33 protein-coding genes and 1 tRNA gene are annotated in these 23,598 nt (G+C 29.1%); all 34 read right to left on the reverse strand.

Features of this window, described 5'->3' with window-relative positions:
• On the reverse strand, positions 1 to 538 hold a 538-nt coding region (locus RYM86_RS12100), incomplete at its 3' end, for a phage tail protein (RefSeq protein ID WP_315080746.1).
• Position 539: 1 nt separating this feature from the next.
• Positions 540 to 1,157, reverse strand: a complete 618-nt coding sequence (locus tag RYM86_RS12105; RefSeq protein ID WP_315080748.1) for a putative phage tail protein — start codon at positions 1,155 to 1,157, stop codon at positions 540 to 542.
• Positions 1,147 to 2,214 carry a baseplate J/gp47 family protein gene (locus RYM86_RS12110; protein ID WP_315080750.1) on the reverse strand — a complete coding sequence of 356 codons (1,068 nt, stop codon included), beginning with the start codon at positions 2,212 to 2,214 and terminating at the stop codon, positions 1,147 to 1,149. Before RYM86_RS12110 ends, RYM86_RS12105 begins: the two co-directional genes overlap by 11 nt.
• Before the next feature lie 11 nt (positions 2,215 to 2,225).
• The gene (locus RYM86_RS12115; protein ID WP_315080752.1) at positions 2,226 to 2,684 is read right to left on the reverse strand and encodes a DUF2634 domain-containing protein; all 459 of its coding nucleotides are present in this window, start codon (positions 2,682 to 2,684) and stop codon (positions 2,226 to 2,228) included.
• Entirely contained in the window at positions 2,684 to 3,034 is a 351-nt protein-coding gene (locus RYM86_RS12120) for a DUF2577 domain-containing protein (protein WP_315080754.1), read from the reverse strand. The genes RYM86_RS12115 and RYM86_RS12120 overlap by 1 nt, the downstream gene beginning before the upstream one ends.
• 13 nt (positions 3,035 to 3,047) lie before the next feature.
• Entirely contained in the window at positions 3,048 to 4,505 is a 1,458-nt protein-coding gene (locus tag RYM86_RS12125; RefSeq protein WP_315080755.1) for an NlpC/P60 family protein, read from the reverse strand.
• A complete protein-coding gene (locus tag RYM86_RS12130; protein ID WP_315080756.1) occupies positions 4,505 to 5,272 on the reverse strand; it encodes a hypothetical protein in 768 nt (255 codons plus the stop codon). The genes RYM86_RS12125 and RYM86_RS12130 overlap by 1 nt, the downstream gene beginning before the upstream one ends.
• 76 nt (positions 5,273 to 5,348) lie before the next feature.
• Entirely contained in the window at positions 5,349 to 5,630 is a 282-nt protein-coding gene (locus RYM86_RS12135) for a hypothetical protein (RefSeq protein WP_315080757.1), read from the reverse strand.
• Between the two features lie 59 nt (positions 5,631 to 5,689).
• Complete coding sequence (locus tag RYM86_RS12140) at positions 5,690 to 6,403, reverse strand: hypothetical protein (protein WP_315080758.1); 714 nt, start codon at positions 6,401 to 6,403, stop codon at positions 5,690 to 5,692.
• Between the two features lie 8 nt (positions 6,404 to 6,411).
• Entirely contained in the window at positions 6,412 to 8,307 is a 1,896-nt protein-coding gene (locus tag RYM86_RS12145) for a hypothetical protein (protein ID WP_315080760.1), read from the reverse strand.
• Positions 8,308 to 8,319: 12 nt separating this feature from the next.
• Positions 8,320 to 8,538: a hypothetical protein gene (locus tag RYM86_RS12150; protein WP_315080762.1), complete on the reverse strand. Its 219-nt coding sequence runs from the start codon at positions 8,536 to 8,538 to the stop codon at positions 8,320 to 8,322.
• A 2-nt stretch (positions 8,539 to 8,540) separates the two neighbouring features.
• Entirely contained in the window at positions 8,541 to 8,939 is a 399-nt protein-coding gene (locus tag RYM86_RS12155; protein WP_315080763.1) for a hypothetical protein, read from the reverse strand.
• A gap of 54 nt (positions 8,940 to 8,993) precedes the next feature.
• On the reverse strand, positions 8,994 to 9,455 hold the full coding sequence (locus tag RYM86_RS12160) for a phage tail tube protein (protein WP_315080764.1): 462 nt from the start codon (positions 9,453 to 9,455) through the stop codon (positions 8,994 to 8,996).
• 15 nt (positions 9,456 to 9,470) lie between these two features.
• A complete protein-coding gene (locus RYM86_RS12165) occupies positions 9,471 to 10,550 on the reverse strand; it encodes a phage tail sheath C-terminal domain-containing protein (protein ID WP_315080765.1) in 1,080 nt (359 codons plus the stop codon).
• A 56-nt stretch (positions 10,551 to 10,606) separates the two neighbouring features.
• Complete coding sequence (locus tag RYM86_RS12170; RefSeq protein WP_315080766.1) at positions 10,607 to 11,056, reverse strand: DUF6838 family protein; 450 nt, start codon at positions 11,054 to 11,056, stop codon at positions 10,607 to 10,609.
• The gene (locus RYM86_RS12175; RefSeq protein WP_315080767.1) at positions 11,053 to 11,457 is read right to left on the reverse strand and encodes an HK97 gp10 family phage protein; all 405 of its coding nucleotides are present in this window, start codon (positions 11,455 to 11,457) and stop codon (positions 11,053 to 11,055) included. Before RYM86_RS12175 ends, RYM86_RS12170 begins: the two co-directional genes overlap by 4 nt.
• Positions 11,450 to 11,800, reverse strand: coding sequence for a hypothetical protein (locus tag RYM86_RS12180; RefSeq protein ID WP_315080768.1), 351 nt, complete (start codon positions 11,798 to 11,800; stop codon positions 11,450 to 11,452). Before RYM86_RS12180 ends, RYM86_RS12175 begins: the two co-directional genes overlap by 8 nt.
• An 11-nt stretch (positions 11,801 to 11,811) precedes the next feature.
• Positions 11,812 to 12,087, reverse strand: a complete 276-nt coding sequence (locus RYM86_RS12185) for a hypothetical protein (RefSeq protein WP_315080769.1) — start codon at positions 12,085 to 12,087, stop codon at positions 11,812 to 11,814.
• A 43-nt stretch (positions 12,088 to 12,130) separates the two neighbouring features.
• A complete protein-coding gene (locus RYM86_RS12190; protein WP_315080771.1) occupies positions 12,131 to 13,159 on the reverse strand; it encodes a major capsid protein in 1,029 nt (342 codons plus the stop codon).
• Between the two features lie 16 nt (positions 13,160 to 13,175).
• A complete protein-coding gene (locus tag RYM86_RS12195; protein WP_315080773.1) occupies positions 13,176 to 13,547 on the reverse strand; it encodes a hypothetical protein in 372 nt (123 codons plus the stop codon).
• Between the two features lie 19 nt (positions 13,548 to 13,566).
• Positions 13,567 to 14,217, reverse strand: coding sequence for a DUF4355 domain-containing protein (locus tag RYM86_RS12200; RefSeq protein WP_315080774.1), 651 nt, complete (start codon positions 14,215 to 14,217; stop codon positions 13,567 to 13,569).
• A gap of 141 nt (positions 14,218 to 14,358) precedes the next feature.
• A complete protein-coding gene (locus RYM86_RS12205; protein ID WP_315080776.1) occupies positions 14,359 to 14,745 on the reverse strand; it encodes an ABC transporter ATPase in 387 nt (128 codons plus the stop codon).
• A 61-nt stretch (positions 14,746 to 14,806) separates the two neighbouring features.
• Positions 14,807 to 15,067 carry a guanosine polyphosphate pyrophosphohydrolase gene (locus RYM86_RS12210; RefSeq protein WP_315080778.1) on the reverse strand — a complete coding sequence of 87 codons (261 nt, stop codon included), beginning with the start codon at positions 15,065 to 15,067 and terminating at the stop codon, positions 14,807 to 14,809.
• 36 nt (positions 15,068 to 15,103) lie between these two features.
• Positions 15,104 to 16,000 (reverse strand): phage head morphogenesis protein, encoded by an 897-nt coding sequence (locus RYM86_RS12215; protein WP_315080780.1) that lies wholly within the window; start codon positions 15,998 to 16,000, stop codon positions 15,104 to 15,106.
• Positions 15,984 to 17,339 carry a phage portal protein gene (locus tag RYM86_RS12220; protein ID WP_315080781.1) on the reverse strand — a complete coding sequence of 452 codons (1,356 nt, stop codon included), beginning with the start codon at positions 17,337 to 17,339 and terminating at the stop codon, positions 15,984 to 15,986. The genes RYM86_RS12215 and RYM86_RS12220 overlap by 17 nt, the downstream gene beginning before the upstream one ends.
• A gap of 11 nt (positions 17,340 to 17,350) precedes the next feature.
• Positions 17,351 to 19,141, reverse strand: coding sequence for a terminase (locus RYM86_RS12225; RefSeq protein ID WP_315080782.1), 1,791 nt, complete (start codon positions 19,139 to 19,141; stop codon positions 17,351 to 17,353).
• Between the two features lie 275 nt (positions 19,142 to 19,416).
• Positions 19,417 to 19,505 (reverse strand) — tRNA-OTHER (locus RYM86_RS12230).
• A gap of 44 nt (positions 19,506 to 19,549) precedes the next feature.
• The gene (locus RYM86_RS12235) at positions 19,550 to 20,206 is read right to left on the reverse strand and encodes a recombinase family protein (RefSeq protein WP_315080784.1); all 657 of its coding nucleotides are present in this window, start codon (positions 20,204 to 20,206) and stop codon (positions 19,550 to 19,552) included.
• 243 nt (positions 20,207 to 20,449) lie between these two features.
• Positions 20,450 to 20,893 (reverse strand): hypothetical protein, encoded by a 444-nt coding sequence (locus RYM86_RS12240; RefSeq protein ID WP_315080786.1) that lies wholly within the window; start codon positions 20,891 to 20,893, stop codon positions 20,450 to 20,452.
• Between the two features lie 266 nt (positions 20,894 to 21,159).
• Positions 21,160 to 21,840, reverse strand: coding sequence for a hypothetical protein (locus RYM86_RS12245; RefSeq protein ID WP_315080788.1), 681 nt, complete (start codon positions 21,838 to 21,840; stop codon positions 21,160 to 21,162).
• A 5-nt stretch (positions 21,841 to 21,845) separates the two neighbouring features.
• A complete protein-coding gene (locus RYM86_RS12250; protein WP_315080789.1) occupies positions 21,846 to 22,019 on the reverse strand; it encodes a hypothetical protein in 174 nt (57 codons plus the stop codon).
• Positions 22,020 to 22,075: 56 nt separating this feature from the next.
• Positions 22,076 to 22,774 (reverse strand): hypothetical protein, encoded by a 699-nt coding sequence (locus RYM86_RS12255; RefSeq protein WP_315080791.1) that lies wholly within the window; start codon positions 22,772 to 22,774, stop codon positions 22,076 to 22,078.
• A 380-nt stretch (positions 22,775 to 23,154) separates the two neighbouring features.
• Positions 23,155 to 23,349, reverse strand: coding sequence for a hypothetical protein (locus tag RYM86_RS12260; RefSeq protein WP_315080792.1), 195 nt, complete (start codon positions 23,347 to 23,349; stop codon positions 23,155 to 23,157).
• Between the two features lie 31 nt (positions 23,350 to 23,380).
• A complete protein-coding gene (locus RYM86_RS12265) occupies positions 23,381 to 23,569 on the reverse strand; it encodes a hypothetical protein (RefSeq protein ID WP_315080794.1) in 189 nt (62 codons plus the stop codon).
• Between the last annotated feature and the right edge of the window lie 29 nt (positions 23,570 to 23,598).

The following is a 23,598-nucleotide window of genomic DNA, read 5'->3' on the forward strand; positions in this document are numbered from 1 at the left end:
TAGTAGCATCTGCAATTTTTATATTATCTACTTTGTTCGCAATATCTTTCAATTGAGCTGTTATATCTGTTCTTAATTGTTCTACTTCAGATTTTTTAGCAAAGATAATTGTTGGATCTACTTTAAGTTCTACTGTATCTGTATTAACTACACAAAGTATTAAATCCAGTAAGAGCTCTTTGGTACTTCCATCTGCTATTACTGGCTTGTAGGTTTCAGCACATTTACAAATTCCTATAATATTATTTTCATCATCATAGGCACCATATTCTCTAATAGTAAAGCCACCAACAGTACTTGGAATCATAACTTCTATATGAATCCAATTTGGATTTTTTTCATCAACTGTAACGTGATTTATATTTCCTTCCCAAACAACATTTTTTAAATCAGTTTGGCTTTCTGTTGGCTCGTAATATGCTCCTCCTCCATCTCCTACTTTCATTTTTGCAAAGTTTATTTTAGTGCCTAGTCCAATACTATTAGCAACTTTAGCTTTTCCTATATTGGTTAATATGCTATAAAATTTTTCTGCCACTTTATAATCCCTCCTCTACTGGATATGTTCTAATGTTTTCTAAACTTCTATCTTGCATTAATGGAATTTTAACATCTACTTTATAAGCTAAATTATTAGGAGTCCATGGAAACACTCTTACTGTTTCTCCTTGTAGTCCCACCATAACAACCCTAAAATCTGTTTCTGTAATTGCTCTTAAAATATAATTAACACCCAAGTGCGATGGTTTTACTTCTCTTATAGAATCATATAAAGTATCAAAGCCACTTGGAAAACCACTATGACTAAGTAAATCTATTTCAAAGTAATATTCTTTGTTATGTTCTATAACCTCAACATCTTCCACAAAGCTTTTACATATATTTTTTATTGCTTCTATAGTAGTTGTTCCTTGCCCTTTTAATTTTGCTAAAATCCTACTTCTTCTAATGGCATAACTATAATTTATATTATTTTTTATACCTAATTCCTTTTCCCAAGTGTCTAATCCCCAAGTTGCAGTTTCAACAAAACATTGATTTATAAGGTCCTGTATATCTGCATTAGTAGAATCTATTTGTTTTTGCTGTTCCTCATAAACTTTAGATAGAATTTTATCTCCACTAATAAAAGATGGTACATAATTTTTAAGTTGCATTACATACCACCTCTCCAAGAACTGCTATTTGATTGTCATTTATAGTTACATTACTTGTGCTACCATTAATAGCTAAATTATTATAATCTTCAACACTATCACTACTTAGGATTAAAGCTCCTATCTTAGCAATACTTATATAGTTAATATTTAAAGCTACTTTCTTCAAGTATTCTTCTATAGAATTTTTTATATTTTCTTTAATCTTATCTAGTGTAATTTCTTTAGAATTGTAAGTTAAACTTACAGATATATTTAAAAGTAATTCTTCTACAGAAACTACAGTAACATCAGCGCCTATAGGTCTTACTTCTTCTATATGTTGCCTAACTTTATCTATTAATTCCTTACTAGCTGCTCTTTTATTACTATTAGAAATAACACACTTTACAGTACCATTTCCGTCCCAAAGTGGATATACCTTTGTACTTCCACAACCATCAACCTCCAAGCACCATTGTTTGTAGTGATAGTCATTGCCGCTAGTGGCTGGAGTTTGTACCTTTAATAAGTATCTGTTGTATAAATCTTCATCAGATTCTTTGTCATAGCCATTAGTTACGGCTTCTTTATTACTGATACTAGTTATTCCGTTATATTTTATTGGTAAATAATTTATCTCTCCAACTTTTGCATTGTATTTACTTCCTGGATTTTCTGCTCTTATATTAACTTCTCCATGACCTTCTTGATCTAATACTAAATCATTTTGAGTTATATATAATCTGTTATCTTTAATTCCTGCAATACTATCCGCTTTTAAATTTGCATTTGGAGAACCATTTACATAAATTTTAGTACTGGCATAAGTTGGTTGTTTTCTTTCTATTCCAACTTCTTTTATTCTCATTTCTAAATAATTAGAATATCCACTTTCTAAAGCAGAACTAGCAAACACTTTTTTAGTTGCTTCATCTAAATCTAAAAGTGATTGAGATAACTTCATACATACTGGCATACAAGAGTTATAAATCAAACTGCCTTCACTTGTATCAGTAGCATCATATCCTAAAAACATTTCTTCATATATGTCCTCAGCACTTCTGTAATAAGCCATCAAATCCCCTCCTAATCTATATCTACATAAAAACTATCATCTTTATTTCCATAGATACTTTCTATAGTATAATTTATCTTATAACAGCTTTTTTCCAATTCAGTTGAAAAATTATTTATTCCAGTTATATAAATTCCATCCACTAAACAATCGTGAAGCATTTGATATGCATAAATATCACCATTACTTTTATTTTTTCCAATAAGTTTATGAAGTTGACTTCCAAAATTCTTACTATAAATTAAGTAACCTTCTCCTGTAAAAGGATCTAATTTCTTGGTGTATATCTTTCTCCATGCCTGTACTATTACTGCATCTAAGCCTTCTACAATAATTGCTTTTTTATTTTCATCAAGCAATATTTCTCCTGTATCAAGATTTATAGCATAATCCTTCAGTAATTTAATTTCTTTTTTCTTTGTTCTGTTAATTGCCTTATTATTATAAAAATCTTCTGGGAAAAAACTCATTATTCAATCACCCCTAACACACAATATTTTTGATATGTTTCTCCTTGCTTATCATAATCAATTCCATAACAAGCGACTCTTACGCCTACTTTTAATTTAGAATAATGATGAATAATTGTTATGTTGTGACTATGTTCATTATTTACACTAGTTGAAATATTAACTTCTTCATCCCATGCTAATAAGTAAGGATTTATATATAAATTATTTTTATATAAAGGAAGACCCTCTAGCTCTATAACCAAAGGGTCTATTGAAGTAACTTTTCCTATTTCAAAAGGTTCATCAATCATATTCTTTTCTTGTTGTTTATCTATAGAGTTCCAAAATTCATCAAATGATGAAGCCATTTTCTCATCTCCTTTATTTTAATGCATTTTTAGATTTTAATATGTTGTAGGCTTTTAATACTTTTGAAGCATAATATTTCTTTTCGTTTGGATCCCAATCTGAATTATTTGCCTTCACATAACTATATAGTGCATCTCCTAATTGCTTAACTGTTACAGTTGATGTATTATATCCATTTTGCTTACAGGAATTAAGAACAGTACCTTCACCACTGTTATAGGCAGAAAATATTACATGAGGTTGAATTCCTACAGCACTCATTTTTTGCTTATACTCTTTTAATCCTTGCTCTATATTAGTAGCTGAATCAGATGAGCCACCTTCAACTTGCATTAAACCATGATAAGTGTTTCCACAATAAGGATTTCCTTCACTTTCTATTGCAATAATTGCAGCAGTAACATATGAATCAATTCCATAACTATTAGATTTATTTATAATAATATTCTTGTACCCATATTTACTCATATTAGAAATAAATGTATTACAATTGCCTTCAACAGCAGTTAAATTGCCAACATATTCATCTGGAACACCTTCAATATTAATGTCTGCATATCCAGTTTTACTTGCTGGTATTACTCTTTTAACAGAATAAATATCTGTTCTTGTAACATCTACAGTTTTTACTACATCTCCAGTTCTTGGAGCATGAAGCATTTTATTATCACCAATATAAACACTAACATGAGCTGGTGCTGGATAACTACCATTACCAATCCAAAATAATAAATCTCCTGGTTCCCAACCTTCTTTACTATTTTTATCAACCTCAGTTCCTTGTTTACATTGCTCATAAGTAGTCCAACCCAGTGTTAGTCCTAATTCTGCTTTGTATTGGTTGTAACAATATTCTACTAGACCACTACAATCAAATGTATCTGGTCCATGTGCACCCCAAACATAAGACTTACCTTCTTGTTGTTTTAAAACAGAATAAATTTTTTCCCATAAAGCTGAATCTGAAGCCGAACTTCCTTCTTCATCTTCATCCTCATATAAATCTGTCCATTCCATTTCATCCATAACACGTGATGGTGTTAATGTAAGTTTGCTTATAAATAAATTATTAGATTTCCATTCATGCTCTACTTCTTTAATATACATAAAGCAATCTTCATATCCTTTTAAAAATGGCGCAACTAAATGAACTCCAAAACCCACTCTATAGTCTATATCTCCAATACATTCTACTTCTATAGTTTCTTTAGGTTTGCAGTTCTCATTTAATATTCTTTTTGCTTTTAAAGTTGGATCTTCTTTTTTAGATTTAAAAATAATATCCTGTATAAGTCCATATTTTTTAATAATGCCACTAGGAGCTGTTAAAGTATTATTAATCGCTTTAGTTTCTTCCCCGGTTGTTTCATCTGTTAAATTCTTTAATCCTAATAATTCATTTACTTTTTTAGTTCCTAATGTTTGTGCTTTTCCAATACTCATATGTTCAAGTTCAGGAGACTTAGCCATTATTCTTCACCACCTTCTTCATCATCACCCTCAACAGATTCGCCAGTTTCTATATCAACAGCATTACCTTTACTGTCAAATAGCTGTACTTTTGTAATCATATCCGACATATCATTCCTATAGGATAAAGCTACAAGTGTTCCATCGGGATTAGCTAAAGAAGGACTAGAACAAGGCTTTATAGTTTGCTTACTCCAATATCTATCACATTCCATTAGATTAACATTTCCTGCCACATCCATAAACATATAATAGTAAGTTCCAAATTGATTATGAACCTCTGTTGCTATCATCATGCAGGCATCATATGCTGATTTATTTTTTATTAAATGATCTATATTTATTGATGCGCCTTCTCCATTAGGTCCACCTAAAATTCCATCTACTGAATATGGAATTTCTAAATCATTAAAAATTTTACACACAGCATCAAAGGCACTTATATTATTAAAATTATAAACAACTTTAGATTTAGTTAAATACCAGATAAAATCGTAACAAGTTAATTCTATTTTTTCTTCATCCGCTTTTAAATTAGAAGCTATTACTTTGCCTTTAAAAATATTTCTAGTTCCAACATAAAGTTCTATTTTTTGCCCTGGTTCTATATAAAGAGAAGGTAAATCACTGTAAATTCCATAAGCTAATGTTATATCTACTTGCTGTGCTATTTTATCTAAACTGCACGTGTATTTTACATTTATAATTAAATCATTCAGAATCTTGAAAGTACCATTATCATCATAAACATAAACGCTTAATTCCATATGTAATATTCCTTTCCTTAAATTTAGGTATAAAAATAACACCTAGGATTTCCTAAGTGTTTATAAAACATTCTATTTATTTTTTACGTATTTCTTCTAGTAGTTCCACTTGTTTCTCTGTATTTTCAGCTATAATAGCAATACAACCAAATACTGCTTTAATAGCTAATCCTAAAATAAAAATAGAAATAGATCCAACCACCAATGCTATTGCTGTTCCTATATTACCAGTTAAAAAAGAACCAATTATTCCAATTATCATTAATATTGCAACAATATTAAATATAGTAGCAATGTTTTCTCCTGATAATTTCGTTTTTCTTATTATATCATTTTTGTCATTATTATTTTTTTCCATAAATATCCCCCTAAATAATGTGCATACTATAATTGTATATTATTAGAAACTTTTGTCAATCATCTTATCTTATAACCTTTTCCTGCTATAATTACAGGACTAGTAAGATTATTTAAACTCATTATTGTTTTATAATATTCAGAACTTCCATATATTTTTTTAGCCATATCCTGTATAGATTCACCTGATTCAGGGTAATAAACATTAGATGGATAATCCGTTGTTCCATTTTCTCCAGTTTCTAAACTTAATTTTTTATATTCTTGAAATTGTAGGTCATAATATACATTTCCTATTCCATCTTTTCTACCATATTTAAAATTAGTTATTTGACAATAATAATAGTTCCCCCAAGTATTAAACATAAATACTAATGGTATTTGTTTGTTTTTCCATTCTAATAATGTTGCACAATAAAAAGTATACGGATCTTCTGTACCACTAGATAAGTCAAAAGGATATTTCCATATAGAATCAGCTTTATTTTTATTGTAATAAGCTTTATTGTTCCTCTTTGGAAAAAAACTTGATATTGACCATTTTGCCAGTTTTCTATTCATTCCAATAGGTAATTCTCCATAATTCATTAATTTTATTGTTTGTGCATCACTATTTTCATCAAACATTAAGTCGCTAGGTGATACTGGCAAAAGAACAACTCTTTCTTCTACAGGCTTAGAATTATCACTATCAACTCTTAAACCATTCATATTTTCATAATGTTTTAATGTGGTAATTACTATTTGTGAATCATTTAGCGCATATTGAGCCATTGTATCACCTACTTTCTATTTTTTTGAGCTGCTTTTATAGAGTTCATTATCTCATCAAAACTATTAGCTTCTACTTTTTGAATTGTTATAGTATTATAAGTTGTTTGACTATCATTCTTTATTTCTTGTTTCAAAGTATTTTTTTGTTCATCATTAAGCTTATTATTTTTTTCTATTGCAGTACTTGCATTAGTATCTGTTAATAAATCACTTGTAGAGCTTCCTTTAAATAAATCATAGAAGAATCCATGTCCACTAGGTTTTTCAGGATAAGCATTACTACCTTCCTTTACATCAAAATCCATCCATGTCCATATTTTCTTACGCCATGCATCTGCCCAAAGTCCTCCACCTGGTCTATTTTCTGCAATTGAAACTTCTCTTGACGCCATAAAATTATCTGTTATCATATTATATTCTTTTGTTTTTAATACTTTTTCTGTGAGCTTAGGCAAAGTATCTAAAAGTTTATCTAATGCTCCACTATCTACTAAACTTTTAATAAAATCTGAAACAGTCTCTCCAACACTTTTTATGGTATTTGCAAACTCCTCTGGATCTATATTATCTAATGTATAAGTAAAAGCATCTCCAATAGCAGTAAATGCATCTCCAAAGCCTTCTCCTATTATTTCTAAACCTTTAATAGTATTTTCATCTTCTAATTTAGTTTTTAAGCTATCAACCATTTTAGCAACAGCTGCAAATACTCCGCCCTCTTTTGCAATACCAGTATTAGTGTCAATTCCCATTATTTCAGCTTTTAGTTTTCCCCAAACACCTTCTAGTCTTTCTAATTTACCTTTAACTGTTTTAGCATAAGTTTCTGCATAGCCAGACATTGGAGATTGCTCAATATAACTAGTAAGTAAGTTAACATATTTTTGTGGATCGCCTGCCGAACCTTTCTTATTCAATGCACCTTTAAAGGATCTATATTCCTCTGGATTAGATTTTTTCAATCCATCATAATAAGACTTTAAATTTCTATTGTTAATACCATACATTTGCAACATAGCAATTCTACCTTCAATAGCTTCTTTAACTGCTAATCCTATGTGGCTTGTTTCTACTTCATCTCTAGTACCTGCTACATCTAGAAATTTTTCCAATTGGTCTTCTGAAAGTGTTACACTCATTTGACCCATTTTAGCCATAATATCAACTGTATCTGTTTCACTTGCAAAAGTTTTATTTGCTTCATAAGTAGCTTTTTGATACGCTTCTAATCCTTTTTGTTCATCACCATAGAATAAATTAAGCTTCATTCTACCAGTTTCAAAGTTCATAGATTCTTCAATTGCATTTTTAACACCTTCATAAGAAAAAAGGCCATCTGACACTTTATTAAGCGCATCATAACCTTGTTCCATCCAGTTATTCATAGTTTTCATAACTGTTATGCTAGCTGTTATACTGGCACCTATAAGACCTAGTTTCCCTATTATTCCACCAAACCCACTAGTCAAAAATGATTCAGCAAAATCTTTAAATCCATCAGAACCTCCTGGGGCACTAGAACTAGAACCACCGCCACCATTCCATATATTATTGGATTCGTGTTCAGCCTTTGAATATGCATCTTGTATATTCATTCCCAGCTTTATATATTTCTGCGCTAGTCCTTCTATTGTTTTCTCTTGATTCTGTTTAACTCTATCATTTGCTTTATTAATTGCATCAGCAACACTATCACCTTTTTGAATAAACTTTTGTGCTATTTTATCAACTTGTTGGGAAGTTTTAGTTGTATCATTTGTTATTTTCTGATTACTATTAACAACACTACTAGCAAATTGTTCAAACTTATTTTCTGATGCTAATATTCCATTTGCAAATCTTTGAAATGCACTAGTATAGTTATCCTCAATTGACAGCCTACCACCTAATATGTTTTCTGCCATATACCTCCCTCCTTATTTCTTTTTCGCATATGGGTTAGCTAATTTTCCTATGTATTCTGCTAACGCTATGTTATTATCAGTTTCTTGTTTCTTCATCAACAGCATACTTTCTATCATGAATGTTTTTTCTAATTCAGATAAATTACATAATTCCTTTAAAGTATGTCCGTGCTGAAGATAGTGAGATATCATATAAAGTTCTATATCTATCTCTTTACCATCTTCGGACATTATTAGTTTTTTATTTCTTCACTTTCCTTCATGAAAATTTCTTGTGGATCTAATTTACTTAAACCATTTAATTTATTTAAAAGCTCTGTTATTGCAAATATTTGATTTTCCCTAGGAAACAATCTTTCTACTATATTTAAAGAGTTAGTTGTGCATCCATAAGCTTCTAACAATTTAGGATCTCTCAATGAATCTATACTCATATATATCATTTTATAAGTTCCTCTTTTTGCATCTTTTTTCATCTCAGCTCTAACATCAGCTAAATCACCTTTTGAAAGAGAATGTGCTTCAAACTCTCCCTTAAGTTTTTCACAGTGTATCATTCCTCTTTGTTCTTTTGCTTCTTCTTTTAATTCTTCTTTTTTAGATATAATATCCTCTATTGTTAACAATGCCATATATAATCATCCTTCCATTAATAAATTTAAAAGGTAGAACATTAAAATTTTACTCTACCAATCTTCTCCATCATCTATGGTGTTTGTATAGTTACTATTTTCAATCATGAATCCTGCTTCAAAACTATCTTCTCCAAAATCATTTTCACTAGCTAATTTCATCAATACTGTTTTTCCTTTTATCCAAGCATTGGTGATTGCAATACTCTCTTCTTCTTCTCCATTAGGAGTATAATTTGTAGCTTCAAAATCAAAAACAAAATTTTGAAGTTTTTTAGCAGCTTCTAAAATTGCTGGCTTAAATCTGCTGTATCTTTTATTTAGTTTAAATGCTATAGTACATTTGTAACTCATTGTTACTTCTGCATCTGTAGCACTATTCATTAATGGCAAGTTCTTAGTATTAGGTTCAATGCTAATTTCACATTCTTTTAATTCAGCTAATTCAATACCATTTATTTTCATGTACCCCTTATTGGTTCTAACAACATCATAAGGATTTAATTGTTGGCTCATTCAATTCACTCCTTTCTAAGTTTCATATTGTAGACAAATATGAATGTCTTCAATACAATCCATAATTTTTAATGTAATTTTTATAAATACATAACTTCCTGTTTTAGCTTTTAAAACTTCTTCATCTTTCATTTCATCTGTATTTATACCTTTAGATTCTAAGTATTTTCTAGTAGCTTCAGCATCTAATTCAGCAAAAGATTCTTCATCATTACTTAAGTAACCTTCATTACTTAAAGTTCTTAAATAAGAGTTCAGCTCATTTATCAATGTTTTTCTATTTTTATATGAGTTTCCTATTTTACCTAAATAGTGTGATTCAAATATTTTATTAGAATCTGATTTCACAAGATCCATAGTTTCAACAATTCTTATTTTAGATAATGCTTCTGATTGTGTATTTTCGATAACTTCAAGTGAATTTACACCTCTTGAGTAAACAATGTTAGTACCATTGTTATATAAAAATAATTCCCCATTAGATACACACTCATTGTTGTCTACTTTCACATCACAACTTTTTACATTCTTTGCAATGTGGTTTGTAACAGCTTCATTTGCGCCCAAAGTACATAATGTAGCTGCCGTTTGTATTGTATATTCTTCTGGCGAAATATCCCCTAAGTCTTTTCCAGTAAAATTTACTATCCCTTCAAAATTACTTTTATAATTGTAGAGTACAGCTTTTATTTGATAGTCTTCTTCTTTTCTTTGAGATTTAACAAAATCTGCTACCTTCTTTTTATCCTCATCTGTTTTAATTTGTGGTACTGCCAACCATCCATTTTCATTAACTTTATTAAGTAATGCTAATGATTTATCTAAAGAGCCAGTTATTCCACTTTCAGCGTGTCCAACAGATACTATTAATGTTTTAACTCCATAATCAGCAAAAATTGTACTTATAAGAGATTTATTCTTTTCTTCATATTTTTCAACAACTTTTTTTAATTTGGAATATTGATATACTCCTGGAGTTACAGTTGAATCATCTAGAATTAGAAAAAGTACTCCATGCTTTGCTCTAATATTGGCTGTTTCTGCTAATGCCTGTACTGTAAATTTAGTACCATGCATAGTATTACTTGTTGCCATACACATCTCTCCTTTCTGATTTTGTACATAAAAATAAGACCAGTTATAACTAGTCCTTAATCAACAATATTTAATTTTAAAATTCCCATAAGCTTATCATAAGTTGCATCTGGAGTTTCAGTAACAGGTTCAGCTTTTCCATCAAAATAATTAAGCGTAAACATTAAAATTACATTATCATCTGTGTCTTTAGGCTCTTTATTTAATATTGGTAATGCTCTATTGTTAACATATATGCTTTCATCAAACAATTCTGCTAATTCATCAATCTTATTTAAAGAGCTTTCTTGTGTTTTAACTTCTTCCACAAATTCAATGTACACATTTAATAATTTTTTTCTTAAATTAAAAAATGTCTTACTATTTAATGGAGATATGGTCACATAAAATAGACCATTTTTAATTTCTTCTTCACTTTTCTTTTTATCTATCTTAATTGCTGCTTTTGGGTAATTTTCTCTTAATGTTTTGCTTATACTATATAATAAATCTACATATCTTATCACTTAATATCACTCAACTTTGCTTTTAATTTATTTGGTAAGTCTGCTTTAGCTATAGTTAAAGAATCCCGCAACATATATTTACCTGATACATATTCTTTTACAAGTTTCTTTCCAATAGCAGGAATATATTTCCCTACATCTTGCTTATGTCCATTTTCTACTGCTGGAGCATACTCTAAAGGTGAACCTATTTCAACGTAATGAGTATTGTTTTCTATTTCTACCTCACCATGATTCCATGATCTTCTTAAATTTCCTGTCCTTACAGGAGTTCTTGCTTGCACTTCTGCTACGCACTCTGTTGCAGCTTCTTCTAAAGTTTCATTAATAACACTGTTCATTTGCTTTTGAGTTATATTTATTTTATTAATAAACTCTTGAAATCCAAATGTACTACTCATTGTTTACTATCTCAGTTTCAATAATATTTACATCTTTAGTTTCACTTAATAAAACCTCGAGATAATCATCATCCCAAGGTATTTCCTCAATCTTATAGAATTTATTTTTGTATTCTATAATACAATCTTCTGTTATCTCACTATAAGCATCACTAAACATTCTTCTAGTACACTTAATATCATAACCATAATCTTTCTTAGCTTTTTCAGTTGAATATGGTTGTATATCCACTAAATAAGATTCTTTAGTTGCTTTTATATAACCATCTCTTGTTATTCCATGCTTATCCTCATAACTTTTATAGGTGTAAATATTTATCTCTTTATCATAAAACCAATCCATAATATCACCACCTAATACATCTTTACATATTGAGTAGGTAAATACATTGCTATATCAGGAGTAATTAACTTATATTCATCTGCAAAAGTAATACTCCTGTCACCTTGTGTTTTGCTCTTAACATTTTTATTAATGCCTTTAGATTGTTGTATACTTTCAGAAATAAGCTTTATAGCAATACCAAAATGTTTCTTTATCTGATTATCTGTAAAATCTTTATTTAAATAGTTTCTAATAGCCACTATAGACATTTGTTCTAACTCTTCTGGTGTAAAAGTTAATGCCATTTGAACCCCTCCAATCTAAAAAGAGAGATTATAAAAATCTCTCCTATGATAATGTTATAGTTCCAATACCTAATTCTTCTGCGTGTGGAAAGCTTGGTAATGCAGTAGCAGCTGCTTTAGTCATTTCTGCAACTGGATCTACTTTTGTATATGTTCCAACAAAAATATTTCCTACCATTGAAGCTTCATCCATTTGACCATTTCCAACCAATTTAATTTCTTCAGCAGTTAATCCCCAAATTGTTTCTCCTAAAGTTCCATCTCCAAACATAGAAATTTTATTATCTGGATAATATCTTAATGTTTCAAAACCTGTTTTAGTTTCCTTCTTATATTTCCCCTCATATGGTGCTAAAACTGGCAATTCCATTTGAGTAAGTAAATCATTTAATTGTGTTAAAGTAACAATTTTATCTGAATTCGTTCCAAAGATTGCTTTTCTAACAGATGTATTGTTGCAAATAGCTCTTATTATTTTTCTAGATGTAATAGCTCTAGTTGGTCTAGTTCCACTTTCATCCTCAACTGCATCAGCTAATGCTGCTAAGTCATCAAGTGGTTTTGATTTAGCAGCATCATTCCAAGAAAAATCTTTCTTATTATTTTCTGGTACTCCATAATCAAGCTCAACAGCTATTCCATTTTCATCAATCTTAATTTTACCTGTAGATAAGAGTTCCATTCTCATTGCTTCTACTCTAACTTGTACACTAGTAGCAAGTTTTTCAGAATCATTATATAGTTGAGATAAAACAAATTTCAGTTCTGAATCATTCCTAGGATTTTGGACTTTAATTAATTCTTCCTCTGTAATTTGTATTTGTCTTTTTATTAATGCTAAACTAGCAACACCTTTTTGAATAGCTTCTCTACTAGCTAATTGAGTTGGAGTATCAAAAGCATAGCAATTAGCCGTTACTGGCAAACCACCAGTTCCAAGAATCATATCAAATTTGATATCTTGAATCTTTCTTGAAGGAAATAATCCTTCTCCAGCCATTGGTGTAACAGCTCTTTCTTTAAAATAATTTATTAATTCCTTTGTGTTAAATACTTCACTTAATTTTGGCATTTGTCATTCCTCCTAATTATTTAAATGTTACTTTTGGTAATGCTGTTTTTATTAATTTTTGTGCTGCTTCAGCAAAATTACCTAATATTCTATCTGCTCTTACATATCCTTCTATTATTAATGAACATGGTTCAGAGCCATTCTTTACATTTACAGTTCTATATAATATTCCTACTGGTGTAGCAGATAATGTTTCAGAACCTCCAGAACCTTTTTGAGTTACAATTGCACCTGCAGCATCAATTAATGTTCCTTGTGTTACATACTTATTTCCTTCATTATCAGCAGTAATACCAGTATCAACAATAGTTGCACTTTCTGTTACTAGATTATTTCTAGTAAATAAAATTTCCATGTCATTTGTGTAATTTTCTTTTTTAAAATACATTTATATTCCTCCATTCTATTTATTCAGTTTTGCTCCATAAATCAGGAGCTCTACTAGATTTTGATTGACTATTTTCTTTCGCTATTAAAGAACCAATACTTACTTGGTCACCTTCTCCACTCACTCCTGGGATGTAAGAGTTAACTTTCATTTTCTGTTCAACTACAGATTCAATTCCCTTTGACCAATCTTCATTTTCTGAATCTATTTCAGTCATCGTTGATTCCCAATCATCTTTTAAACATTTTTCAATAGATCTATTACTTAATGTATATTTTTTTTCTTGTGCATAGCTTAAAGCTTTTTTAAATAAATTTTGCCTATCTTCTTTAGCTTTCATCTCATCTATTTGCTTTTGCATCTCCATCATTTGTTTGTCTTTAGGATCAGTGATTAATTCTGGATATTTTGTTTTTAATTCATTACTAAATTCATTTTCCCAAGTACCTTTTTCCTTCATGGTTTTAATAGCCTTAGAATGATAAGTATTTCTTTCACTATCCATAAATTGTTGAAATACCTTATCTGACTTAATCTTCCCTTTAAATACATCAAGTGTTGGTTCTTCACTCTTGAATGTCTCCTCAATGTCTGTTCCAGCCAATAGAGAATTAATATCCTCATCCTCTTTTGCATTTTTAATTTTTTCTAACAAATCTTTCTTTAACATATTTCCTCCTTATCCCCTAGACCGTTTTAAACGCCCTAAGACACAATTTATTTTTGTAATATAATTTATCTACTTGTACACGAAATACGCCCACAAGCTAAAATTTGTGTATAAAAATAAGCCTTATTGCTAAGGACTTAATTACTTATTATTTGTACCTAAAACATTTCTTTCAATTCTGTCCTCTACTCTTCTATTCATCCACATTAAAGCCTCTTCGATATGTGTTAAAGCACATGCATTTTCCCTTGAACTAAATGGTCCAGCTTGAAAAGACTTTAATCTATCTCTTACTATTTCCAATAGGTCAGTATCAATTACTCCATGTATTGAATTAGATTCATTTCTTGGACCGTTTTGAAATTGTATTTCTGCATATACTGATTCTGAATTATTTCCATTACACCATGAAGTTTTTCCATGTTGGCATATTAAATATTCGTGATTAGCTCCTCCATTGCCTTTCGTGTCTATAGAATAAACATCATTTAATTTTTCTCTCTTTTGGATTGTACTTAATTCTTTCATCTTTCAATTCCTCCTAAAATAAAAATAAGCCTATAACGTTAGACTTAAATGAGATATTGAATCACCTCTTTAAACTTTCTGCTCTTGATTTAAACTGTTTGTTAAGTCTTTCTACTAATTCATCCATAGATATTGATGACTCATTTTGTATCTTTATTTGATTTTTCACTTCTGTATGCATTCCTATAACTTTATCTTCTAAAGATTTATAAACCTCACAACTTTCTTTCTCTACTTTATATCTTTTGTAATCTACTACAATCCAAATACCAATAAGTATCATTGATATAAAGGGGATTATTAAGCTAAATATTTTAATCACCTCCTTAATTTTAGATATAAAAATAACACCTACTATTTAAGTAAGTGCTTCATGTTTTTCTTTCCATTCCTCAAAGCTTTGCCAATTAATATTTTGTTTTGTTGAGTTGTCCATTCGCATTTTAGGTCGCCAATCAGCATTTGGAATATCAACATAGGTACAATGGCAAAAACAATGTTGTGGTAAATTTACAGGTTTTTTATCTACCGGATAATCTTTGTTATCATACTGGCCACAATCTCCACAAGTGTTATTACATAGAGTAGCCATATAAAGCACTCTTTTTATGTTATGTTCTTCTCTCCAAACATCACTTATTCCCTCTTGAACTCTAGCAATATTATCTTGTACTAACCTTTTAGTTTCATATCCATTAGAATTATATTTCTTTTTAATCTTAGCTTCTATTTCATTAGCAGATGTTTTACCATTAAGAAAATCATTAATTTCTAGTTGTAAATCTTTTTGAATGGCATTTTTATTATCCCATAGCCTGTCACTCCACAACTTATTATCTACTTTAGCACTAATTATATCCTTTAGAGTTTCATCATCTACAGGCTTAATATCCCAACTAGTATTCATTCCTATATCATGTAGATAGTTGTTGATATTATATTTTTCTTTGCCAATAGATTTTAAAAGCTTGTCAGTTAATTTAGTTTCATTAACTAATTCACCTTGAACTTTATCTCTAATAAATTTACTTAGCTTTTCTTTTAATTTTTGCTTTTCAATACTTCCAATAGATAATACACTATCGGTAATAGTATAAGATAGCATTACTTTAGCAATTTCAGTTAATATATCATCTCTATTGTTTATTTGCCACTTATAAGCTTCCTGTAGTTGCTCATCTGATTTATTATATAGTTCTTCTGTAAATTCTAATTCTTTATCAACATAAAATTTCTGATTATTGTTTAGCTTCATGGTCCATCACAACCTTATCTAAATCAAATTGTCCCATTTCTTCTTGTTGTTCTTTTTTAACTTTTTCAGCTTCAGAAACTTTATTATTAACAAAACTAAATCTACCTCTAGCAGTATCCTTAGAAATAACTCCATCTGGAGTTTGATTTAACATTTGAGCTGTTGCTAAATCATCTGCTGGAATACTTGGAGTATAAAGCGCTTTAGAGTCTTTATAATCATATTTTTTATTTTTCTTAAGATCCAAATATATAAATAGAAATCTCAATCTATTTTTTACAATATTCTTATGTGCTTTAATTTGTAAATTACACTTATTACCCAAAACAATTAATCTTGATTGTAATGTTACACCACTTAAATTAGATTGAAGCTTTTCATTATGATTTATATGGCAAGCTATTTGATACATTGTATCTTCATATCTATCCAGTGTGTTTTGAATAAAAGTATCGTTAATTTCTTTAATCAACCACTTTGAATCTGCCTTCTCACCTGGCAACTGAATAATCCCTTTTCTTTTCATATCCGGAATATCATCATCATCTATTTGTGCATTTTTAAATAGTAAATAAGCATTTCTAAAGTCACTTATTTCATTACCTATATCAGATAGATTGGTTTCAAAAGCATCTTGTAGTCCCTTTAAATCTTTATATAAACTATCATCTGTTTCCTCTTCTGTTAATTTTCCAATAGTAATAGGAACTTCACCAAACATATTTTTACTTGGTTTAGCTATTTCATTGAATTTATTATCAAAGTGATAAATATACTCTGCTGTATAAACATCAATATAAGATGTAGTTTTATCAAAATCATTTTTAAAAGCATGAATAAAAAATAAAACCTTATTTGAAGATTTATTATAGTAAGCATATCCTTCAGTAGGCTTTATAAGTTTGCTGCAAAATTCAGCATTATCGTCAATATAATAAAGTTCATATATTTGTGTAAATATTAAAAGATACTTCATAACATCAGTATCATGTAATTCATTCCAATGAGCTGTATAATACTCAATGTCTTTTATTATATTCTCATCATCAGACCTTGATCCATAAGTAATGTCATTACCTAGCGTGTAGGCAACTTCTTCTTTAATAAATTTCTTAATATAGTTTACATTAATCTTAAGATTCGACCTCTCAGTTACAAATAAATACTTTCTTATAGCATCAGTATCACCTTTATAATACCTATACATCTTTTCATAGATATTTTTAAATACCCGATAAGATCCATAAGCTTTTTTAACTAAAGCTAAATGTTCTGGATTATGTAAGTCTAATCCTATTTCTTTCTTAAATAGTTTCTTTACTAAATCACTTATTTTCATGTTCTCACCTCCTATAAACCAAATTTTCTTCTATCAAGAATAGTAACTTTTCCAATAGTTTGTATTGTCTTTATTTTATTTTCTAACTCAGCCAAATTATCAGGTGCATCATCATGAACTGAATATAATTGACCTTGGAAATCTAATATTTCATCAATAGCAGCTTTACTATCTTCACAATCAGATGCAATAATAATTTGTCCATTGTTTACTGGATCTACAATAGTGCTTATTTTTTCATCCTTATTTTTCTTTTGCATTTCATTAATCCACTCATATTTTTTATTTTTAAGTATTTCACTTGCTGCAATTAATTCTTTAATTTTAATTACATCAGCACCTTGATAAGTATTTTTTTCAACATTAATATGAGTAGCATCTAAATTTCTTTCAAGTACTTCAACAACCTTTTCACAGTATTGATTAAATGTCATTTTCCTATGGACTATATCTCTTATATAAGTAAAATCATTAGTTGCTTTACTTCCAACCATAATATTTGTGCTATCTGATTTTTTATTAGTAGTACTTGCTGGATCCACACTAAGCATAGTTTTAGTAAAGTCATGTGTTTCAATTTCTTCCTTAGTTTGAGTTCTAACACTCTTGAACCACTTTTCACCAATACTAGAAGCATCATTCATAAGCTCACTCATAAAAGCAACTCTATTTTCCCAATACTTAACAGCCAAATCATTAAAACAATCCCATTTCTCAGGCCACCATACTTGAAATTGCATTTCTTCTTTGTGGTCCTCATAGAATTGCTTTGCTTTAGCTTTTCTTTCATCTTTATTAAGCTTTTCATCAAAATAAATATCATGGCATTGTAACCATAAACCAGGTTTAAATTCATCTTCAACGGTTTCTCCATATTCAAAAATATCCTCTACGGTTTGCCCTGGTTCTAATATTATTGCACGCCTTAAAATAGTATAATAATCATTATTTCTACTCAATCGGCTCATAAGACAATCAATATGAAGCACAGTACCAATTGCTATTACTTTAGTAGCAGATTTTATCTTTTTACCATTTCTAAATACAGCCTTATCTCCAACTTCTTCAATTTCCTTAGTCCATTTAGAATACTGTTTATCCCTTGCAGCATCAGTTAAAATATTCTTTTCATCTTGGAAGTCATCACCGATAAATACTGTTGGTCTTATCTCTCCCCATTTTGTACCCCTTACGGAAGTTCCAGATCCGACTGTCCTAATATAAGTTCCATTTACGAACTCTACCTCATTAGCATTTATAGTGTATCTTTCTCCATTTGATTTTACCTTTTTACCATTAATAAGTTTTCCAAATACCTTAATTATCTTTTTATTTTCATTAAATTGATTTTTAATAGAGTCTAAGAATTGTGTTGCATCAGTATCAGTCTTGGCCCCGATAAGTGTATATAAACTCTTTTGATAGCAGTGCAACCATATTCCAACAGCCATATCAAATATCGTAGTCTTGGCCATACCACGCGGTTCTATTACACAAGCCTTATCATGCTTATCTTCTATAAAAATATCATTTGCTATATCCCAAAGCTCATAATGTCCTTTAGATAATTGCCTAGCTACATTAGAGTCCTTTACAACAAATGTATCACTCATAAAATACAAACAGAAAAATTCAATATCTATTTCACCTAGTGCCCTTGCAAGTTCATCTAAATCACTATTATTAGCTTCCATGAGTGCTTTAGATGTTTTACTATTATAATGCTTAGTTAAATATTTATTAAGCAAATAAACTTCATATTTAATTTCTGTATCAAATTTCAAATTATCAAAGTAAATCATCTTGGCACCTCCTACTTTCACTTAATCTTTGCATATATTACTCTAATTTAAATATTAATTTCCTTCTAATTTCTTCATTAGTTAGTTCCTTATCAGTTTCTATACTGCAACGTAAGTCAACATTATTATAATTAACTCTTACATTGGCAGCTCTTATAACATAGCTACTTCCTAAAAAAGTTCATATTCATATTCTATACTTCGTATTTGTATATTCTCTATTTTCATGATTTATCGCCCCTTTTATTAAAATTTCAAAATTCAAACTATCTTAATGGTGTCAGAAATAGGATTTGAACCTATAAACATCAGGTCTTTTTTATTGCATGCCCCCTGACTCGTCTACCAATTGCGACATCCCGACATAATAAAAGCACCTAGATAAACTCTAAGTGCTAATTTCCCAATTTATTGTTTTTCTTCATATTCTTTTCTATATCTATAATAAGTTGGTTTAGTAATATCTAATAGTTTCATACATTCAGTAGGTTTAATAGATCCATCAAGAACTCGTTTATATTCCTTAACAAATTCTTTAAAATCTAATGCTCTTGGTCTACCATAATCACCCCATTCACCTCTAGCTTTTTTAGCAGCAATACCTTCACTTTGTCTTTTCTCTTTTTTTTCTATTTCAGCCTGAGCAAATGAAGCATACATTTCTATAAGCATATTATTTATAGTCTCCATTATCATATTGGCTATATTAGAATCTTTAGGTAATTCAATAAGAGTTGTTGGTATTTCTAAAACCATTAGTCTTATACCATTATCTTTCATTTTCCTTATTTCTTTTAAAATAAGTTGTTTATTTCTACCCAATCTATCAAGTTCAGTAACTATTAATGCAATGCATTCATTAGGATTGGCTTTTTTAACAAGATCCATATCTTTAATCAAATCATCATAGTATGGTCGATTAAAATTCTTTCCAGTTTGTTTGTCTGTATAAATCTCATTTATTAAACTAATATTTTCTTTAGAAATAAACTCATTAATTTCTTTAATACCTCTATCTAAGTGTTGTTCATGCGTTGAAGTTCTATGGTAAGCAAAATATAACATCTCAATACCCCCAGTTTAAAAAATATAATAAAATTTTATAGAGCTTAGTGACAGGTTTTTGATATTCTGTAATTTAGAATATACCCCTATCATGTTTTTATTCTCTATAATTTTATCTTACTCCCATAGTATCGTAATGTCAACACAATATTTCGATACCTTTTTATATTGTTTTATATTCCTTAAACCCATTAACTAGGTAAGCATTTCTATGGTATTGAAAAGTATACTTTCCGATACTATCTACTTAGCTTTATCTTTAGGCAACTCAATAACATTATCCTTTTGTACTTGCTTCAACATATCATCTATGCTTACTGGTGGATTATTCTTATCTCCTGTAGATGATTGTTCTATCTTAGTAGTTGCCTTGCCTAACGTTCTATCTACTATCTCGACATTAGCTTTTAACCTAGTTCCAGCGTCGACTTCCTTGTCATTAGCTATTTCTCTAATATTTTCAATGGCTTCACCTAATATTCTCGTATAAGATCGCTTGGCTTCATCAATTATCCCATTATCAAAATCATGTGAGCGCTTGTTAAGCTCTGCCTTAAATTCTTCATCTTGATTCTTCCACCTACTTATTGTTTCTCTACGACATCCTATATCATTTGCAATCTCTTGAATCGTCTTAGTTCCAATGCATAATTGATCTATACATTCTCTTTGTTGTTCTGTTAACATAGTACTTAAACACCTCCTTGATTGTATTAGTCACATCATCACATTAATTTTTATTAAATGTAACATATAATATATATTTCTACTCATCTATTAGATTCATAGACAAACTTTAAATACTTTCTAATATAATTTATCATCTAATTAAATACCTTCTTATATAAGCTAATAAGCATATATGAATTAATATAAATAGCATTATAAAAAGGGGTACGTTTTTAACCTATAGTTACATGTTAAGTATTAATTTATAGCATGTAGTTTATAGCCTATTTCGTACCCTTTTCTATTTCATTAATTAGTTTCTTAGTTTCCATATATAATTGATTTTCCTTATTAACTTTATATTTTTTAACTTTGAAGTAATACTTGTTTTCTATAGTACTTATTATTACAGCTATTTCTCCACTTGATAGTTGAAGTTCTGTAAGTGTTATTTCTCCATTTATATACTTATCCTGGAGCTTAAAGAAAGCATTTATATAAGCTTTGTTCTTCCAGAAAGACTTATATTCTTCTATGCTACATTGCTGCACTTCTCTAGTATCTTTGCATAATCTAAAGTAGTAATAACCATCCTTATATATTATCCTTTTATCCTGGAGAGTGTTATCCCACTTTATTATTGTTTTTTCTGTAACATCTGATTTACTAGCTATATCCTTTACTGTATTGGGTTCTTCTAATGTTCTTATATTAAAGTATGTTACAAACTTATCTGCTCTATTAGAGTTATAAGTACTATTAATTATGTTTTTAAGTTTCTTGTATGATTCATCAGTAGTTTTCTTTATTTCATAGATATACTTATTCTTTTCTTTGTATTTATCTATGAGATCATAACCAACCTTTTTAAGTCTTATCTGTAGGTTATTTCTTCTTTCTATCTGCTTTAAAGTATTTAAATTAACCTTAAGTACATCTTTAAGTTTATTTCTATCACACTTCATGGCTTTTAAATCATAATTAAAACATAATAAGCTAAGTATGCTGTTAATGATTGAATAATAGTTGTTATAAAGGATAGTATTCTATCAACTACAAGTTCTTTTTTAAATGTATCTATAAAATTGAGAGTTGCGCTTAATGTAGCATACATTAATGCTATCCATGCTATTACTGTAATCATATTTCTCACCTACTTTCTGTTTTATTGCATTAAAAAGAACCCTATTTCTAGAGTTCTTATAATTTCATTATTTCTTCATATTCTCTTGTTTTCATTTCATAAATTATCCAATATACAGTTAAATCAATTAATTTCTTTAAATCATCTATATCTTTATCTGCCCATTTTTGAACATAATGTGTTGCATCATTCCCTAGCCAAGTTGCTCCTTTAGCCATTTTTTGAATTTTCGGATTATCAACCATAGTATTAATACATTTTCCAAGCATCATTTTTTTAACTTCCTCTTCTTTTTCAGGATTATTATATATTATATAATCCTTAATAAGATATTCTAAAGATTTACGATACCCCATTCCAGCTATTTCATCTAAGCCATGTGTTTCTGCTATTAGGGATTGATTATATGTATCAATGAATTTTTGTGATATTTCATTTATTTGGTCATCAAATATTTTTTTGATTGAATTCTTAGGGAAAATATCTTTTATTCCATAACCCCAGCATTCATTTTCTCCTTCAACACCATTATAATAAACATATTTCACTATGAAAACTTCTTTGCAAGTTGGACATTCTAATATAGCAATTTTAGTGAGTCTATCTGATGATAATATCTCTCCATACATATTAGGTAATATCCCTTTGTAACATAATGGACATTCTTCTATTTTTGATAATCCATTTTTAATGCAGTAATCATCATAATTATCTATATTTCCATCTAAGTAGTCTAATTCATTAAACGCTCCCACTATTCTCCCTCCTTTTTTAATAATTATACAGCATTCTTCATATTATAACAAATAAAACCAGTAGAGTTGATGTACTATATATCGTGTCTGGAGGTTTACACCTACCTTTCACATTTAAATTTAATTAGGAGGATAAAACCCTACTGGTCTATAAGCATAACAAAAATACCCCATACAACCTAGTAATGTCTTAAGTTTATACTTGAGATTTCAGTTGTATAGGATATTTATAAAAGGGTATTGAGAATTTATGAGAGGTTTAAATTTAATTCTTTACACTTACTATTTTAAAGCTTTAATCTTAGAAAATTATTCTTCTTTTATTCCAAAATTATTCCACCCTTTAAGGTTTTTCTTATTTACCAACTTAATATTGTAAATTAATAATTATTCAATTCTCCTAACTCAACTCTGCTGAATAATTCTGTTTGTACATCTTGTATAATTAATTTATTTTCTTTCAAATCAAAACCTATCTTCATTTCACAAGTTTTCATAGTTCTTTGTAGCATATTCAAAAAGAAATTTATTCTTTCTTTTGCTTCCAATTTATCATTATCTACCAACTTTATCACCTCACTATACTTCTCCCAATATACATTGTCTCTATATTGTTTCTTGTATATAAACCACTAATTTATCATCTTCACTTTGTATTTCAGTTACAAAATATTCTGCATAATCGGCTATGTCACTATAGTTAGGATAAAAACTTTCTCCAGTATTATTTTCTTTAATCCTAACTACCTGATAAGTTCTGATACATTTAAATATGTCTTTTAATTTTATATCCATACTTTTTCTTCCTTTCTACATACTGGTAC

This window comes from uncultured Clostridium sp. (assembly GCF_963527835.1).
Lineage (GTDB): Bacteria > Bacillota > Clostridia > Clostridiales > Clostridiaceae > Clostridium.

Excerpts from the sequence above, each read along its gene's own strand:
- RYM86_RS12130 (WP_315080756.1), bottom strand. The coding sequence starts at position 5,272 with ATGGAATTAAGCGTTTATGTTTATGATGATAATGGTACTTTCAAGATT.
- RYM86_RS12150 (WP_315080762.1), bottom strand. The coding sequence starts at position 8,538 with ATGTCCGAAGATGGTAAAGAGATAGATATAGAACTTTATATGATATCT.
- RYM86_RS12120 (WP_315080754.1), bottom strand. The coding sequence starts at position 3,034 with ATGGCTTCATCATTTGATGAATTTTGGAACTCTATAGATAAACAACAA.
- RYM86_RS12220 (WP_315080781.1), bottom strand. The coding sequence starts at position 17,339 with ATGAAAATAAGTGATTTAGTAAAGAAACTATTTAAGAAAGAAATAGGA.
- RYM86_RS12135 (WP_315080757.1), bottom strand. The coding sequence starts at position 5,630 with ATGGAAAAAAATAATAATGACAAAAATGATATAATAAGAAAAACGAAA.
- RYM86_RS12185 (WP_315080769.1), bottom strand. The coding sequence starts at position 12,087 with ATGGCATTAACTTTTACACCAGAAGAGTTAGAACAAATGTCTATAGTG.
- RYM86_RS12175 (WP_315080767.1), bottom strand. The coding sequence starts at position 11,457 with ATGAGTAGTACATTTGGATTTCAAGAGTTTATTAATAAAATAAATATA.
- RYM86_RS12195 (WP_315080773.1), bottom strand. The coding sequence starts at position 13,547 with ATGTATTTTAAAAAAGAAAATTACACAAATGACATGGAAATTTTATTT.
- RYM86_RS12180 (WP_315080768.1), bottom strand. The coding sequence starts at position 11,800 with ATGGATTGGTTTTATGATAAAGAGATAAATATTTACACCTATAAAAGT.
- RYM86_RS12115 (WP_315080752.1), bottom strand. The coding sequence starts at position 2,684 with ATGAGTTTTTTCCCAGAAGATTTTTATAATAATAAGGCAATTAACAGA.
- RYM86_RS12110 (WP_315080750.1), bottom strand. The coding sequence starts at position 2,214 with ATGGCTTATTACAGAAGTGCTGAGGACATATATGAAGAAATGTTTTTA.
- RYM86_RS12245 (WP_315080788.1), bottom strand. The coding sequence starts at position 21,840 with ATGAAGTGTGATAGAAATAAACTTAAAGATGTACTTAAGGTTAATTTA.
- RYM86_RS12160 (WP_315080764.1), bottom strand. The coding sequence starts at position 9,455 with ATGAGCCAACAATTAAATCCTTATGATGTTGTTAGAACCAATAAGGGG.
- RYM86_RS12190 (WP_315080771.1), bottom strand. The coding sequence starts at position 13,159 with ATGCCAAAATTAAGTGAAGTATTTAACACAAAGGAATTAATAAATTAT.
- RYM86_RS12215 (WP_315080780.1), bottom strand. The coding sequence starts at position 16,000 with ATGAAGCTAAACAATAATCAGAAATTTTATGTTGATAAAGAATTAGAA.
- RYM86_RS12240 (WP_315080786.1), bottom strand. The coding sequence starts at position 20,893 with ATGTTAACAGAACAACAAAGAGAATGTATAGATCAATTATGCATTGGA.
- RYM86_RS12155 (WP_315080763.1), bottom strand. The coding sequence starts at position 8,939 with ATGGCATTGTTAACAATAGAGGATATTATATCTAAAAAAGAAGAATTA.
- RYM86_RS12205 (WP_315080776.1), bottom strand. The coding sequence starts at position 14,745 with ATGAAAGAATTAAGTACAATCCAAAAGAGAGAAAAATTAAATGATGTT.
- RYM86_RS12125 (WP_315080755.1), bottom strand. The coding sequence starts at position 4,505 with ATGGCTAAGTCTCCTGAACTTGAACATATGAGTATTGGAAAAGCACAA.
- RYM86_RS12145 (WP_315080760.1), bottom strand. The coding sequence starts at position 8,307 with ATGGCAGAAAACATATTAGGTGGTAGGCTGTCAATTGAGGATAACTAT.
- RYM86_RS12140 (WP_315080758.1), bottom strand. The coding sequence starts at position 6,403 with ATGGCTCAATATGCGCTAAATGATTCACAAATAGTAATTACCACATTA.
- RYM86_RS12105 (WP_315080748.1), bottom strand. The coding sequence starts at position 1,157 with ATGCAACTTAAAAATTATGTACCATCTTTTATTAGTGGAGATAAAATT.
- RYM86_RS12250 (WP_315080789.1), bottom strand. The coding sequence starts at position 22,019 with ATGATTACAGTAATAGCATGGATAGCATTAATGTATGCTACATTAAGC.
- RYM86_RS12235 (WP_315080784.1), bottom strand. The coding sequence starts at position 20,206 with ATGTTATATTTTGCTTACCATAGAACTTCAACGCATGAACAACACTTA.
- RYM86_RS12200 (WP_315080774.1), bottom strand. The coding sequence starts at position 14,217 with ATGTTAAAGAAAGATTTGTTAGAAAAAATTAAAAATGCAAAAGAGGAT.
- RYM86_RS12225 (WP_315080782.1), bottom strand. The coding sequence starts at position 19,141 with ATGATTTACTTTGATAATTTGAAATTTGATACAGAAATTAAATATGAA.
- RYM86_RS12265 (WP_315080794.1), bottom strand. The coding sequence starts at position 23,569 with ATGGATATAAAATTAAAAGACATATTTAAATGTATCAGAACTTATCAG.
- RYM86_RS12165 (WP_315080765.1), bottom strand. The coding sequence starts at position 10,550 with ATGGCAACAAGTAATACTATGCATGGTACTAAATTTACAGTACAGGCA.